Below are 15,402 nucleotides of genomic sequence, written 5' to 3' on the forward strand. Positions count from 1 at the left end.
GGACGCCGACGAGCTATTCCGCGCGCTGGAGCATCGTATCGCATGCGGTGCGCAGTTCTTCGAGGCGACCGGCATGTTTCGCGTCGCGCGCCAGATCCTGCTCTTCACGCGGATCCATCCGCAGATCGAACAACTGCTCGTAGCGTCCGTCCGGCAGCAGAAATCGCACGTACTTCCACCGTTCGGTGCGCACGCCCTCGCTCTTGGGCAGGCCCTTGTGTTCGAACAGGTGCTCGTAGAACCAGCGATCGCGCCAGGCGACATCGCGCCTCCCTTCGACGAGCGGCGCCAGGCTCGCCCCCTGCATCGACGCGGGCACGGGTACGCCAGCCAACTCGAGGATCGTTGGCGCGATGTCGATATTGAGCGCCATCTCGTCGCGCTCGGCGACCCGCTCGTTCGCCGCGTGGCGCGGATCGAAGATCACCAGCGGCACGCGGATCGACTCCTCGTACATGAACCACTTGCCAGACAGTCCGTGCTCGCCGAGGCAATAACCGTTATCGGCCGTGAAGATGATGACCGTGTTCTCGGCCAGTCCGCGTTCGGCCAACCGCGCCCGGACCTGACCGACCACGTCGTCCACGCCGGTGATTAGCCGGAAGTAATCTCGCACCGAGGCCTGATACTTCTCCGGGGTATCGAACAGCTTCGCCCAGCGGATCCGCGCCTCGGAATCTTGCAAGAACTTCGGCAGCCGCGCGAAGGACTCCTCGTTCGCCGTCGGCACGATCGGCATCTCGCTGTCTTCGTACAGCGACTCGTAGCGCGCCGACGGGGGCATTTGCCGCTGGGCCGGATCCTCGGTGTGAGGCGCCTTGAAGCTGACCTGCAAGCAGAAGGGTTGCTCGGCCGTGCAGCCGTCGAGGAACTCGAGCGCCTGCTCTCCCTGCCGATCGGTCAGATGCAGTCCTGGTCGATCGTCGTCGAAGAACTTCCCTTGACCTGGAAAACCTCGCCAGTAGTCGTACGACTCCTCGGGCATCACATTGCCCACCCCCCACTTGCCGACAAAGCCCGTACGATAGCCAGCCGCGCGCAATTGCAGCGGAAATGTCTCGGCCAGCGCTTCAGGAACGAGCGGAGTGGAAAAATCGTGAATGCCGTGGCGCCGCGCGTATTGCCCCGTGAACAGGCTGGCGCGGCTCGTGCAGCAGATGGCCGTCGTGACGAACGAATTGCGGAAAACCGTCCCCTCGGCGACCAGTCGATCGAGCGCCGGCGTCTCGATCACCGGGTTGCCCAGAGCGTGGATCGAATCGAACCGCTGGTCGTCGGTGTAGAGCAGCACGATGTTCGGCGGGCGGCGCTCCGGTCCCTCCTCGGCGGCCTGCGTCCACCGCAAACCCGCAGTCAGGGCGAAGATAAATAGCAGTAGCGTGGCGCAGCGAGTTCTACTCATCGGCGTGCTCTCTCACGGTGGGGCGAAGTCCTTCGATCTTAGTCGCGATCTCCGTCCATTGCAGCCGGCGGGCCTCGATTTGAAGCCGCGCGCCGCGGCGATTAAGCTGCTGCGACACGCCCCTGGAGAACCACACCATGAAACTTGCCGCGCTCATCGTACTCCCGCTCGTCTGCCTGGCCATGCATGCTCCCGTCGATGCCGAAGATCAACCTGTCTCCGAAGTCACCCCCGAGGTGGTCTATCTCTGGCCCGACGGCGCCCCCGGCGCGGTCGGCAACGAGCCGCTCGATCAGCCGCGGATCACGGTTTACCTGCCGCCGGCCGACAAGGCGACGGGCGCCGCGGTCGTTGTCTGCCCCGGCGGCGGTTATCAACATTTGGCCGTGACCTACGAAGGACACGACGTCGCCCGCTGGTTGAACACGCTTGGCGTGGCGGGCATGGTGCTCGAGTATCGCCTGGCGCCGCGCTACCACCATCCGGCGCCTTTGCAGGACGTGCAGCGCGCGCTACGCACGGTGCGGGCCCAGGCCAGCGAATGGCACTTGAAGGCCGACCGTATTGGCGTGCTCGGCTTCTCTGCCGGGGGACATCTCGCCTCGACCGCGGCCACGCACTTCGACGCCGGTGATGCGAACTCGACCGACGCCGTCGAGCGGCAATCGTCGCGTCCCGACTTTGCGATTCTTTGCTACCCGGTAATTTCGTTCACGAGCGAGGCGGTCCATTCCGGCTCGCGCAAGAATTTGCTCGGCGAGAATCCCGACGCTGAGCTAATAAAATCCCTCTCGAACGAGTTGCAGGTGACGGCCGAGACACCGCCAACGTTCCTCGTCCACAGCGCGGCCGACAAGCCGGTGCCGCCGGAGAATAGCATCCTGTTCTTTCAAGCCCTGCGCAAGGCGGGCGTGCCGGGCGAGCTCTTGATCTTCGAACAAGGCCCACACGGCTTCGGCCTGGGAAAGGATGACCCGGCCCTGACGCAATGGCCCAAGGTCTGCGCCGAATGGATGGCGAAGCGGGGCCTGCTGACGCCGTAGACAATACTCGCCGCGCGGAATCTCGTGTCCCGGTGACGTTCGTGGTCGCTTGCTATGGTTTAGCGCCGGAACAGGTTCCTTCGCTCCTTCGTCTCGCATGCTCGCGCACTAGGTCGATCGGTGCGAAAAGGACAGAAAGAATCGGCGCGATGACGATGCATGCCAGCAGCGTAAGTATCAAGACACCCTCTCGTTTGGTTAATGAGCGGCGACCTCGCCAAAAACAGGGCTCCAAAACCGGTGGCGGCAAGTATCGCCACAGGTAGCAACTCAAAGATGAGTGACAGCCGTTCCATTCCTTGATTCTACCGTGTCGCCGGTGGCGATTCCGAGAAACCTCGCATTGAGGTTCAATCAGTACCGCCACGGCCGACATTTTCTGAGGCCTGCGATCCCTGGTATAGTCAAAGGGTCGGAATTGCCCTAAGAAACACTGCCCCGCCATGGCGCGACGAACTGCCTGCCATAACTTCCAAGAACTCGAACGCGGCGCCGTGCCGCGGCGCGAGTTGTTGCGCGCCGGGAGCCTGGGCCTCCTCGGACTATCGCTGCCGGGCCTGTTGGCGGGGCGCGCGCGGGCGCTGGCCAATGAGAGCGCCGCCAAAAACACCGCCGCGTCGAGCTTCGGCCGCGCGAAGGCGTGCATCCTGCTCTTCATGTGGGGTGGGCCGGCGCAGCAAGACACCTGGGACATGAAGCCCGACGCCCCGGAGGATTTTCGCGGCGAGTTCTCCCCCATCGCGACGAACGTGCCGGGTATCTCGATCTGCGAACACTTTCCATGCCTGGCTGGCCACGTCGACAAGCTGGCGATCGTGCGCTCGATGACGCATGGCGACGTAAACCACACGACCGCCACGCACTTTCTGCTCACCGGCCAGCCGCCCCCCGTGTCGGACGATCTTGCGCTTGATTGGCCCCATCTCGGCTCGGTGCTGGCCAAGCTCGGCCACGGACGGGGAGTACTGCCGCCGTTCGTCTCGATGCGCCCCAAGCTCGAGAACGACGTGCCGCGCTTCGTCGAGCAGAGCCACGGCCAGTTCTCCGGCTGGCTGGGCAAGGCGTTCGATCCCCTCACGATCGACCACGACCCCAGCCGCGCCGATTACCACGTGGCCGACTTCGACCGCCGGCCGGAGATCACCGCGGCAAGGCTCGACGATCGCCGCGCGCTCGTGTCGTCGATCGACGAACAGCGACGGCTGTTTGCCACCGACGATCGCGTGGCGGCCATGTCGCAGCACTACGCCCGGGCGTTCGATATTCTCGACTCATCGGCCGGGGGCGAGGCGTTCGATCTCACGCGAGAACCGGTCAAAGTGCGCGAGCGCTACGGCATGAACCCACACGGTCAGTCAGTGCTGCAAGCACGGCGGTTGGTCGAGCGCGGCGTGCCGCTGGTGACGATCTTCTGGCCCAGCGATGGCATCAAGAACGTGAGCGTCTACTGGGACACGCACAGCCGCAATTTCATTGATCTCAAGGAGCGCTTGATGCCCCCCGCGGACCAGGCCTTCTCGGCATTGCTCGAGGATCTCGGCCAGCGCGGCATGCTCGACGAAACGCTCGTCGTCTGGACGGGGGAGTTTGGCCGCACGCCGCGCGTGGGGCAGCGCAACAGCGATGCCGGCGCCGGCGCCGACGGCCGCGATCACTGGCCCGGCTGCTTCAGCACGGTGCTGGCCGGCGGGGGCATTCGCGGGGGGATCACATACGGCTCGTCCGATCGCTACGCGGCGTATCCCGCTTCGCTGCCGACGCGGCCGGTCGATCTCATCTCGACGGTCTACCACTGCCTGGGCGTGCCGAACGATCTGGTGCTGCACGACTCGCAAGGCCGTCCGCTGGTGGTCTGCCCCGGCTCGCCCATACGTGACCTGCTCGCGTAGCCGGCCGATCACTCTGCGCCATGGCCCCTTGATGTTGCGGTCGTGCCACTGGTCCATTCTGATCGAACGCACCTGTTGCTAGTATCCCATTGCTAGCAGCTTTGCTCACGCGCGCGGCGGCTGCGGCGCGGAGGCAGACTTACGAAGTCGTAACGCGCCTTATGTTTACCCTCGCGCGCGGCCGATAAACCCGACGTATCTCATCAGGCGCGCACGCGCTCCGGCAGGGATTTGCCGCGCACGAGCGCCCCAGCAGCGAGCAACAAGGACGTTGCGATGCTCGTCATCATCAGCGACTTACATCTGACCGACGGTACCAGCGGCACGACGATCTCGTCCGGGGCGTTCGAGATCTTTGCCGAGCGGCTGCACGACCTGGCGGCCAGCGCCTCGTGGCGCGCCGACGGGCGCTATCGGCCCATCGAGCGCATCGATCTGGTGCTGCTGGGAGACGTGCTCGACGTCATTCGTTCGTCGCACTGGCTCGCGCGCCGCGATGTGCGCCCCTGGACCAATCCGCATCGCTTGGAATTCATCGAGCTCGTCACCAGCATCACGAACGACATTCTCAAGCACAACGATCGCTCGTTCGCGGTCCTGCGCGAGCTGGCGTCCGATGGTGGCCTGCGCATTCCCGCGGCGCTCTCCGGCGGGCGCCCGGCGCGCGATGGCGCCGAGCAAGCCGTTCCGGTGCGCATCTGGTACATGGTGGGCAACCACGACTGGTTCTTTCACTTGCGGGGGCCCGAGTACGACCTGCTGCGCCAGTCGATCATTCGCAGCCTGGGGTTGTCGAATCGCGCGGACCACCCCTTCCCCCACGACCCGGCCGAGTGCGACGAGCTGCTCGACGTGCAGCGCCGGCACAAGGTCTTCGCGCGGCACGGCGACCTGTACGATCCGTTCAACTTCGAGGGAGAACGGGACGCGAGCAGTCTGGGGGACGCCATCGTCATCGAGTTGATCAATCGCTTCGCGGCGTCGGTCGAAGAACAAATGGCCGACGAGCTTCCCGCGACAACGCTGCTGGGCTTGCGCGAAATCGACAACGTGCGCCCGGTCGTCACCGTGCCGGTGTGGATCGACGGCCTGCTCGAGCGCACCGTGGCGTACCCGACACAGAAGATCGCCGTGAAGCGGATCTGGGATCGAATGGCGGATGAGTTTCTCGGCCTGAACTACGTGCGGCAGCGCGACACCTGGAACCCGAACGACCTGGTCGACGGCCTGCAGGCGGTGCTCAAGTTCAGCAAGCGTCTCTCGTTTGGCTGGGCCGCTTCGATCTCCTCTTGGTTCCATCAACTGCGCGGCGACGACAACTCCTCTTTCGCGCGGCACGCCCTCCTCGAACAGGACTTCCGCAACCGCCGCGCCAAGCACGTCGTGTACGGACACACGCACAGCGCCGAGGGGGTTCCGCTCGACGCCAGCTACGCCGACACTTACGTGCTGAACCAGATGTATTTCAACTCGGGCACGTGGCGCCGCGTGTTTCAACCGACGCGTTTCGACGCCACCGAACACGAGTTCATCGCCAGCGACGTGATGACCTATCTCGCCTTCTTCCAGGCGGATGAACGAGCCGGACGCTCGTTCGAGACCTGGTCGGGCATGCTGGGCATTCCGCCGCACGAGACCTCGCTCCTGCGGCTCGATACCACACGAGAAAGCCATGGCGCGCGGCAGACTGTTTCACCACCAGCACTACACGGACACCGCCCCCACTTCCTCACCCCGCCTGCTGGCGCCCCGGTCGTACCCGCCCGTCGGAAGTGACGAGTTCGCCCGCCGCATGCAGACGGTGGGCCAGGCCTACCGCGCGGCGGGCGTGCGGCAGATCATCCTCGCACATGGGACCTTCGTCGGCACCGACGCCCTGGGCATGCTGGCCGATCTCGCGCGAATCTTTCCCGCCGCCAGCCAGACGCTGCGCGAAGTCATCAAGAAGCTCGTCGATCAGACGCTCGGCGAGACGGGCAACTATACCGAGGAATTCGCTCGGCTCTTCGAGCGCTCGCTGGCGGGGGATGACCCCGCCGCCACGATCCCCGTCCGGCTGTTTCACTGGTCGAGCGAGAATAGCCATCTCGGCCGCGCCGAGGCCGCCGTCCGTCTGATCGACGAGCTCGCGGCGCTCAACTTGCCCGCGGACGCACACGTGTTGTTGTGGGGGCATAGCCACGCGGGCAACGTGTTTGCCATCGTCTCGCAATTGCTGGCCCGCGATCGCCAGACGGTGGAGGCCTTCTTCACGGCGGCGAAGCCCTTCTATCGCTGGCCGATCCTCGGCACCATCGACCTGCCACAGTGGGAGCGCGTGCGGCAATGGCTGCTGCGCCGCTACGACCACAGCCCGAGCGAGCCGCCACCGTTTCCGCAGCTCGACCTGGTGACGTTCGGTACGCCGATTCGCTACGGTTGGAACGAGTCGGGCTACACGCAACTGATGCACGTCGTCCACCATCGGCCGCAGCCTGGCGTGCCTCCCTATCGCACCACGTTTCCGCCCACGCTCGACGAGGTGCTCGCGGCCGAGCAGGGAGACTACGTGCAACAATTCGGCATTGCGGGCACGAACTTGATGCCTAGCCTCTTGGCCTGGCGCACCTGGTGGGCCGATTGGCGTCTGGATCGGTTGCTCGAGGGGGCGGTCTCGCCGCGTGACCTTATCGCGCGATTAAGATCGGGGCGCCGCGTCCCCGACGTCGGCACGACGCTGCTGGTCAACTATGGCCCGATGCCGGGGGATATCACGCAACATCACGCCGGCCACGCCATCTACACCCGCCGCGAGTGGCTGCTCTTCCACGCGGAAGAAGTAGCCAAGGTGTTTTACGGGCTGTGATGCGAGCAGACTGAAAGCGGTAGAAAGTGGCACAGGCTGGCAGTTTGTGCCACTTTTCATTTTTCCTGACCGAGCGATGCTCGACTCAGTGCATCTCCGCCTGGCAGGTGCCGATGCCGTGGCGGTAGAAGTTGAACTGCACGTTGGGATGCTCGGCCAGCAGCGACATCGGCACGGCGCTGTCGGCGATGCCCTGGCTGATCATCAGCGTGGTGAGTCGCTGCCCGAAGGGGTTGTCGTGCGTGCCGGCGTGCCAGATGCTCACCCGTTCAGCCTTCCAAGTCTCGACGGGCCCGACGGTGATCGCCTTGGAAGGAACGCCCGCCACATTGCCGCCGCCGCTGGTGCGTGCGTTTTGAATCAGCGTCATCGGGTGCAGTTCGACGACGCGCGTGCCGAGCTGGCGATACTCGCTCGGCGGTGGTGGCGCGTCGATCCACGGCCCCTCGCGGCGCGGGGGATCGTTGAAGGCCCAGTGCTTCACTTCTCCCTGCCCCCCTTGCATCACGGCGCAGCGCACCCCCTCCCAACTGGCCACGTACTCGCGCGGGTCGGCCTTGGGAAAATGGAGCTGTGCGTCGCTCATGCGGAGCTTCTTGTCGATGCGGTCGAAGCAAAGCTCGCGGTCGGCGCGGGCAAAAGACAACGGGTGGCTCTCCGGTGCCTCGCGGCCATCGAGGAACCATTCGTCCATGCCCCAGAAGTGCGCGCTGCGGATGTCGAGCTCGAGATCGTTCACGATCCGCGCCACGAGCGGCAATTGCTCGGTCGGACCGATGGGACCGCAGAGGCCCACGGGATTATCCGCGGTCGATTGGCGCCAGGCGTCGATGTACTCGAGCGCCTCGGCCAGATAAAAGTCCTCGAGCGTGTCGTAGGCCACGACGCGGAAACCCGGTCTGGAAAGCTGCAGTACCTGCTCCGCCGTCAGTGCCGCGGCGTCGGCCAGCAGCTTCTCGTCGAGCGTCGTGTAATCCCACCATCCCGGTGCTACGCAGCTTTCTCGTCGCGCCATCGTCGCTGGTACTCCTGGTAAGTCATCTTGCCGGCAGCTTGTCGGACGGCCGGACATTCTAAGCATGCGCGAGGCGCGAATGAACCCGGCTCGGTGGCAGCGTCCTATCAGGCTGCTGAAAAAGTCAGCAGCCTGCTAGGATCGCCTGGATGCGATCACAAAATAGCGACGGAAGTCGTTCTTTTGCGAGCGGTGCGGAGTTCAACTCCGCACTTCGCGAGGCTGAAAAAGGCCACGACGGACCTTTTTCAGCAGCCTGCTAGCCGCGGGGCGGGGGGCGATCGTTCGCGACGGGGTCAGTCCCACGGCGAAGCCGTGTTCTGGCGTGGCACGCGGACGACTCCGTACGAAAGCCTTCGCCCGAGGAAAAACTTTGAAAAAACCGGAGGCCGGCGCGATCCCAAACTGTATCCTGTTTCGTAGAAACCTGGCGCAAATTCGGGAATCGTCGCAAACAGGCTCAACCGACCCTGTCCAATCCGCCGACAATAGCGGCGGGGTTGACAGTGCTGGTTTTCCTGCATTAAGTAGGGTGGACCACACGGAGTACGGAGTAGGGCAATGCTGTCTCAGGCGAACAGTCTACCGTTGCTGGACTCGACCTTCGGGTCGTTCCCTGCCGGTACGCGCCCGTGGCAGATCGCCCAAGGGATGGCCTCGCCCCGCCGCTGTGCCTGGAAGCTGGCACGGTTGGTCTTTCCGGTGATGTGCAAGCTGGCCCTGTTACTGGCGATGGTGCAGACCCCCACCGAGGCCTCGGGGTCGGACGCGGCCGAGAGTTCGAAAACGGTCGCCGAAGAGTGTCTGCTGGTCGTATCTCCGACCGACACGCGTTGCCGCAACGGCGCGCTCGAGCGGCGCTGCGTTTCGCACATCGCCAGCCGCGCCCCCGTGGCGACGGCCCAGCGCCTGGCCGAAAGTGATTGTTCGCACGGCCATATTCTTGCGAATGGCCTGAGAGCGCCTCTGCGCTGTTAAGGGGCCCGCTTCGACGTCTTGCTGCGCGTCGAAGTTTCTCGCTGCCTCCCCCTCGTTGCGTTGGATGATGGCGCTGCGCTCGTTGTGTGCCTTGCCTGGGTTGATACGTCGGCCGCATGAGCGTGCCGCCGGGCGAAAAGCACCTTCGATGCCTCGCTTCATGCCTCGCCGGTAGAGAGCCGTCGAACGATGCGTTCGTCGTGCCCCGTCCGGTCCATCGCGGCGCAGGCTGGCAGCCTCGCGTTCGTGCCCTTGTTGCTCGCCCTGCGAAGAAGTTGCGTTGCGCGACGCGCCACCGACAGGTTTGCGGTCCGTCGCCAGGCAAGCCAAAGATACCCACTCCCACCCCCGACCGAGATTCCCACGATGATGTGGAACCGATTGCGCAGCTTCTTCACGTTCTTCGATAGTCGCTTTGAAGACCTGAACCGCGAAAGCTGGAAGACGACCGTCTACCGCGATTTCAGTGCCGGCCTGATCGTGGCCATGACGGCGATCCCCATGGCCATGGGCTTTGCGATTGCCATGGGACTGCGACCCGAGCAGGGCATCATCGCCGGCGCCATCTCCTGCATGGTGGGGCGGACATTCGGTGGCTCGAAGTACCAGGTCTACGGCCCCACGGCCGCCTTCATTCCTCTGATCGCCGCCTTGATGGCCAAATACGGCGAAACGGGAGGCGGGTCGTTCGCCGACGGGCACGGCATGCTCGTGCTCGTGTCGATCGCCGCGGGCATTGCCTTGATGCTGATGGGCGTCTTCGGCCTGGGCAAGCTGGCCCGCTACGTGCCGAACTCGATCATCGTCGGATTCACCGTCGGCATCGCGGTCACCATCGCGCTGTCGAATATCGGCGAGGCCTTCGGCATGCAGCTCCCGTTAAAGGGAGGTCTGTTCGGCAAGTTGAGCGCCATGCTCGGCCAGATCGATCAGATCAATTTCTGGGCGGTGGGCCTGGCCCTCTTCACGTTCTTTGCCACGAAACACTTGTTGAAGATCTCGGTCTTCATCCCCGCGCCGCTGCTGGCGCTGGGGGCCGCCTCGTGCTTCGCGGGGTTCTTTCTCGTGCCGGGGCAGGTGCAGTTGATCACCGATCGCTTCGGCGCGATCCCGACCGACTTCTTTCAGTTGACCCTGCCTCGCCTCCCCGAGTTGTCGGGGGGCGTGATGCTGGACATCGCCTATTTCGTGGCGGCGATCGTTTTCGTCTCGGCGGTCGAGAGCGTGCTCTGCTCGTCGATGGCCGACCGCATGGCAAACAATCGCAAGACTCCCTTCGATCCCGACAAGGAATTGTGGGGCCAGGGGCTTGTGCAAGTTGTCACTCCCCTCATCAACGGCTTTCCCTGCACGGGCGCGCTCGCTCGCACGGCCACCAGCATCAAGGCGGGGGCCGTCACGCCGTTGGCCGGCTACTTCAAGGGGGTGCTCAAGCTGACGCTGGCGTTCTTTCTGGCCAGCTACCTGGGCGGTGTGCCGATGGCCTGCATCGCGGGCATCCTGCTGTGGGTGGCGTCGAACATGATCAAACCGGCCGAAATCGTCGAGGTGTGGAAGAGCGGCCGGCTGCACGCCGGCCTCATGCTCTACACCGCGGTGATGGTTCCGCTGACCGATTTCCTCACCGGGGTGCTCTCGGCACTGGTGCTCTATGGCTGCATCGTGCCCTTCGTCTCGCGACCGCGCGACGACGATCGAGACAGCGACGCGCTGGAGTGGTCGCCACGCCATGCCCCCGTCTTTCCACGGGAACAACAACAAGAGGTGGCTTGAGCGAAAGCTCGAGATGAGACCCTGGCACGTGCAGGAATCAAATCGCCCCGCGCGGAGATTGGCCGACAACGATCTCCCGCGCGAGGTGCGATTCCTGCACGTGCCATTTTGTGATGGGATGTCTTCGAGCAACACGTCCCTGATCGCCACGTTGCCTTCTGGCAACAACACGCGGCGAAACGCCATTCGCAGGGCACTTTGCTGGCTCGACGGCTGCCCGTACGAGCGAACTTTGCACGCAGGTGCCGCTCTCCGGTGGGGGCAATGAGCTAGAGTTCAGAGACTTTCAATCTCGATTGCCCCGGGCTCGGTTCGCTCGAACCGGCGCCGATTCTGGTCGCAGGCCGGGCAATCCGACAACTCATCTCGACGCTCAACTGGGGATTACGCTCATGTCTTCGCTTCTGAAGTACCGCGCGCGGGAACGTCGCGGATTGGCTGCCGGCGAATGGATCGCCATGGTCGCCGTGTTCATCGTCGGAACGGGTTTGGGACTGTGGGCCACGGGGGGCCTCGAAATGCCCCAGGCGCGCGCCGCGCTGATTGACCTGGCACAACGCTCGGGCGTGAATGTCGAACCGTACATCGGCCAGATCAATAACCCGGTGGGCGCGCAGTTGCGTCAAGTAGTCGCCTCGACGAGCGATCCCCAGGCCGAGATCGACGCCGAAGATGCGGCCGCCGAATCGCAACCGCCCCTCGATGCCGCGGCGCTGCGCCAACTGGTGGCGGACGCCGGCGAGACCGCGCAGCAAGACGCGGCCCCGGCACCCACCAAGAAAAAGAAGGCGAAGCAGCCACGCTCGGCCAAAGCGAACGAAGGGGCCGCCACGCTGCAATACTGGAATCAGCTCAACTCGATCATGACCCAGGAAGAGGGTCTGCGCAACACGCCCGGCAAGGTCACCGCCGAGAACGCCAACGGCTTCGTGAATAGCCTGGCGGCAGCCAATACGTTCGCCGCGCAAGAGATTCGCGGTCTGTCGACGAAGAACGTCGATCCCCAGGTGGTCGCGCTGGGGGGTGAAATCGCCGCCTGGTACGAGGCGGGCGCTGCGAACAACGGCGAGGCGACCTACCTGCTCAACGAGGCCGACGCCGACACGCGGCGCGGCGGACGGGGCAAGTCGTACGAGAAGAGCGAGCACGAGCATCGCAAGCAGTGCGAGGAGATCAACCGCAAGGGAGACGCGCTGCGCGACAAGATGTCGAAGAAGTACGGTCTCGACTTCCCCGATCTGAAGTAAATGTATGCGCGGCAGCGCATCGCGTCCGGCTAGCAGGCCGGGGAAGTATTCCTCGGCCTGCGCGGATCGCAGGATGCGATCCCAAAATCGCGACGTCCGTCGTGATTTTGCGAGCCGTGAGCAGCTTGGCTGCGAACCTAGCGAGAGGGAAGAATGCCACGAGGGCCTTCTTCCCCAGGCTGCTAGAGAGCGCGGCGGAAGCGCCGCGGCGAGCGGCCGCCTCGTCCCAGAGGAGGCGTGGGGCGCGGCGCCTTGGCCGATGGCGACTCATCAGCCGCGGCCGAGGCTGCTGCCGGAGTCTCGCTTTCGGCATTGGCGGCCGGACGGGGAGGCGGGGGCGCGGCCACCCGGGCAACCGCGTCGAAACCTTCCATCTCGGCCCGCTCGAGAAGCTTGTTGATCCGCATTTCGATGCGCGTCAGCTCGTTGCCTTCCTCGGGCGTGACGAAGGTATAGGCCGTTCCCTCGCGTCCCATGCGGCCGGTGCGTCCCACGCGATGGACGTAATCGTCGCAGAATTCGGGGATGTCGTAATTGACGATGTGCGAGATGCTCGACACGTCGATCCCACGGCCCACGACGTCGGTGGCCACGAGGATGCGGACCTTCCCTTGGCGGAAATGCTCCATCACGCGATCGCGCGCGCGCTGCTGCAGATCGCCGTGGATGCAGGCGGTCCCCTCGAACTTCTTCTGCAGGTTGTGCTGCACGCGGTCGGTCCCCCGCTTCGTGCGGCAGAAAATGATCGCCTGCTTGGGATCCTCGCGGCGCAGCAATTTGACGAGCAGGTCGAACTTGCGCTGCGGATCGACCGTGAAGTAATACTGCGTGATCGTCTCGACCGAGATCTCTTTGGGCGAGAAGTTCAACGACTCCGGCTCGCGCATATAACGCCGCGCCAGGCGTTCGACCGGCGGCGGCACCGTGGCCGAGAGCAACAAAGTCTGCCGCTCGGTGGGGCACTTGCGAAGAATCTTCTCGATGTCCGGGCGGAAGCCGATATCGAGCATGCGGTCGGCTTCGTCGAGCACGACCATCTTCAGGCTGTCGAGCCGCAGGGTGCCGCGTCCGATATGATCGAGTACGCGCCCGGGTGTTCCCACGACGACGTCGGCGCCCCGTTTCAGTTTTTCGATCTGGCTGCGGATCGGCTTGCCGCCGTAGAGCGGTACCGTGAGCAGCCGGCTGCCGTGCGCGAGCTTGTCGAACTCGCCGCGCACCTGCACGGCCAACTCGCGCGTCGGCACGAGCACCAGAGCCCGCGGTCCCGACGTTTTGTCGTGCCCGCCAACGCGTTCGAGAATCGGAATGGCGAACGAGGCTGTCTTGCCGGTACCGGTCTGAGCCTGGCCGAGGACGTCGACTCCGGCGAGCGCGCGGGGGATGAGGCCGGCCTGAATCGGGGTCGGCTCGATGTAGTTCGCCTGCTCGATGGCGGCGAGCATCGTGTCCGATAGTCCCAGCGCCGCGAATCCGGTAGCGGCGGGCTCGGCCTGGCGTGAACGAGGTTGGTCTTCCGACTTCAAACTAGCACCGACGGCTCGATGGCCGCGTCGTGGACCTGGGGGGAGGGCATGTGTGCGATTCAGCGTAACCGTAGCAGGCTGCGCGAGTTTGGTCAATTGAAGCAGGCTAGCCGTGAAAAAAGCGTTGTCCGAAGGCCTTCGGGCTCGCGGCCAAGGGGGGGAACCCCAGGCGCAAAAAAAATAGGGCCGTTCGCAGCGTAGCGAGGACGGCCCTTTCTCGTTGTGGTCGCGACCGCGTTCGGCCACCAAAGGTGACGCGGTCGGAAGCGCCGCTAGGAGCTACTTCTTCTTCTTCGCGGCCTTCTTCTTCGTGCCCTTCGCAGCAGCCTTCTTAGCGGCTTTCTTCTTTGCCACAGTTCTTCCTCCAAAAAAATTCCGGCGAGATCCGTCTCGGCTGCAACACACAAGCGTGGCAGGCTACGAGCGAGTCCCACCCATTGACAAGAAACCTCACATCCTTCGCGAACGGTTGTCGTGGTTGAATGTCAGCCATTCCGCCACGCGACAACCGACTTGTCCGGTGCTGGAAACTCTGGGCGTAGTTGTACGGATTCTCCAAATTTGTGCAACACTATTTCTTGCCTGAACCGCCTCTCGTCCCCCTCTGCCTTCACTGCGCTGCTCGCCGCAGGGCGCGCCATCGAGCGCGCTTCGCCACGTGACGCGCTCGCGCGCCGCTGCTCGCGCAAGGCGCGCGCCTTCTCGCGCCGCGCAGGCGCTGCCAGCATCGTGCCGGCGCGCAAAACAGAACGAGCGAGCTTCACCAACCGCCGAAGCGATTGCCCTGCAACGAGCTCATGCCGAGATAACTCGAATACGCCAAGTACCCAAAAAACAGGGCAATAAAGAAGTCGTTCAGAAAAAGCATGCCCGCCACGGCGACCAGCGCCGCCACGAGCATCGACAGTTGGAACGACCACAACATGCCGTCGCGCGGATTGACGCCGGTAAAGATCTCGCGCACGAATTGCCCTCCGTCGAGCGGCAGAATCGGCAAGCAGTTGACCAGTCCCCACACGATGTTCAACCACAACGCCTGTCGCACGGCGAAGCGTAGGTAGGGATTGGAAATATTTTTTCCATTTCCGATTTCGAAACCGAAAATGTCCGCCACGTGGTCGCTGGCCAACAACACCAAGACGAGCAGCGCGGCAAGAATGAATCCTGCCAACGGTCCCGCCGCGGTCACCATCATCTGCTTCGCGCGACTGCGATACGTCGGTTGGTAGATGGCGAGTCCACCCATCGCGTGCAACACGATGCGGGGATACCATCCACAGGCGCGCGCCGCCAGAGCATGTCCCAGTTCGTGGACGAGGATCGACACGAAGACGACCCCCACCCACAACGCTACCAGCTTCGGATCCTTCGCGCGGATGCCCAGCAGCACCGCCACGAGCCAGAACATCGGGTGTACCCGGACGGGCAGACTTCCCAGCTTGAAACGCAGGTCGTAGGGCGTCGGGGGTGGTTCGATGAACAGCACGATTCCAGCCTCGCGGGGGGAGTTTTGGGGGGGAACGGACTCCGGCGAAGCCCGTCTCGAGCACCTGTGCGTGCAAAGATACCACGCACCCGACGACGCGCGGATGGGTGACCGCCGGCCCGCGGGGACGTTTCCTCCTCAGGCAATCGATCTTTGCCGTTTGGGGCGTTCCGGCCAAAATGCGGCCCGGCGTGCCCA

The 15,402-nt window shown here is 64.3% G+C and carries 11 protein-coding genes; 7 read left to right on the forward strand and 4 right to left on the reverse strand.

Translation table 11 applies throughout. The features are described from left to right. Nucleotides 1-13: 13 nt before the first annotated feature. Entirely contained in the window at nt 14-1,402 is a 1,389-nt protein-coding gene (locus KF708_21410; GenBank protein ID MBX3415257.1) for a sulfatase, read from the reverse strand. 182 nt (nt 1,403-1,584) lie between these two features. Between KF708_21410 and KF708_21415 the strand changes: the two genes are divergently transcribed. The 4 genes from KF708_21415 (at nt 1,585) to KF708_21430 (ending at nt 7,179) form a co-directional block, all read left to right on the forward strand. Beyond that, nucleotides 1,585-2,445, forward strand: coding sequence for an alpha/beta hydrolase (locus KF708_21415; protein ID MBX3415258.1), 861 nt, complete (start codon nt 1,585-1,587; stop codon nt 2,443-2,445). 443 nt (nt 2,446-2,888) lie between these two features. Beyond that, nucleotides 2,889-4,334 (forward strand): DUF1501 domain-containing protein, encoded by a 1,446-nt coding sequence (locus tag KF708_21420; protein ID MBX3415259.1) that lies wholly within the window; start codon nt 2,889-2,891, stop codon nt 4,332-4,334. Between the two features lie 276 nt (nt 4,335-4,610). Beyond that, on the forward strand, nt 4,611-6,110 hold the full coding sequence (locus KF708_21425; GenBank protein ID MBX3415260.1) for a hypothetical protein: 1,500 nt from the start codon (nt 4,611-4,613) through the stop codon (nt 6,108-6,110). A gap of 16 nt (nt 6,111-6,126) precedes the next feature. After that, complete coding sequence (locus tag KF708_21430; GenBank protein ID MBX3415261.1) at nt 6,127-7,179, forward strand: hypothetical protein; 1,053 nt, start codon at nt 6,127-6,129, stop codon at nt 7,177-7,179. A gap of 85 nt (nt 7,180-7,264) precedes the next feature. Here the strand turns inward: KF708_21430 and KF708_21435 are convergent, their stop codons facing one another. Next, nucleotides 7,265-8,194, reverse strand: a complete 930-nt coding sequence (locus tag KF708_21435) for a glucosamine-6-phosphate isomerase (protein ID MBX3415262.1) — start codon at nt 8,192-8,194, stop codon at nt 7,265-7,267. 561 nt (nt 8,195-8,755) lie between these two features. On the opposite strand from KF708_21435, the gene KF708_21440 reads away from it, so the two are divergent. The 3 genes from KF708_21440 to KF708_21450 all read left to right on the forward strand — a co-directional run bounded on the left by KF708_21440 (nt 8,756) and on the right by KF708_21450 (nt 12,192). After that, complete coding sequence (locus KF708_21440; GenBank protein MBX3415263.1) at nt 8,756-9,172, forward strand: hypothetical protein; 417 nt, start codon at nt 8,756-8,758, stop codon at nt 9,170-9,172. 366 nt (nt 9,173-9,538) lie between these two features. Next, a complete protein-coding gene (locus tag KF708_21445; GenBank protein MBX3415264.1) occupies nt 9,539-10,945 on the forward strand; it encodes a SulP family inorganic anion transporter in 1,407 nt (468 codons plus the stop codon). A 392-nt stretch (nt 10,946-11,337) separates the two neighbouring features. Continuing rightward, a complete protein-coding gene (locus KF708_21450) occupies nt 11,338-12,192 on the forward strand; it encodes a hypothetical protein (protein ID MBX3415265.1) in 855 nt (284 codons plus the stop codon). Nucleotides 12,193-12,374: 182 nt separating this feature from the next. On the opposite strand, the gene KF708_21455 is transcribed toward KF708_21450, so the two are convergent. After that, the gene (locus KF708_21455) at nt 12,375-13,637 is read right to left on the reverse strand and encodes a DEAD/DEAH box helicase (GenBank protein MBX3415266.1); all 1,263 of its coding nucleotides are present in this window, start codon (nt 13,635-13,637) and stop codon (nt 12,375-12,377) included. A gap of 841 nt (nt 13,638-14,478) precedes the next feature. Then, entirely contained in the window at nt 14,479-15,204 is a 726-nt protein-coding gene (locus KF708_21460; protein MBX3415267.1) for a M50 family metallopeptidase, read from the reverse strand. Nucleotides 15,205-15,402 lie beyond the last annotated feature (198 nt).

The organism is Pirellulales bacterium (genome assembly GCA_019636335.1).
In the GTDB taxonomy this organism is placed as follows: Bacteria; Planctomycetota; Planctomycetia; order Pirellulales; family JAEUIK01; genus JAHBXR01.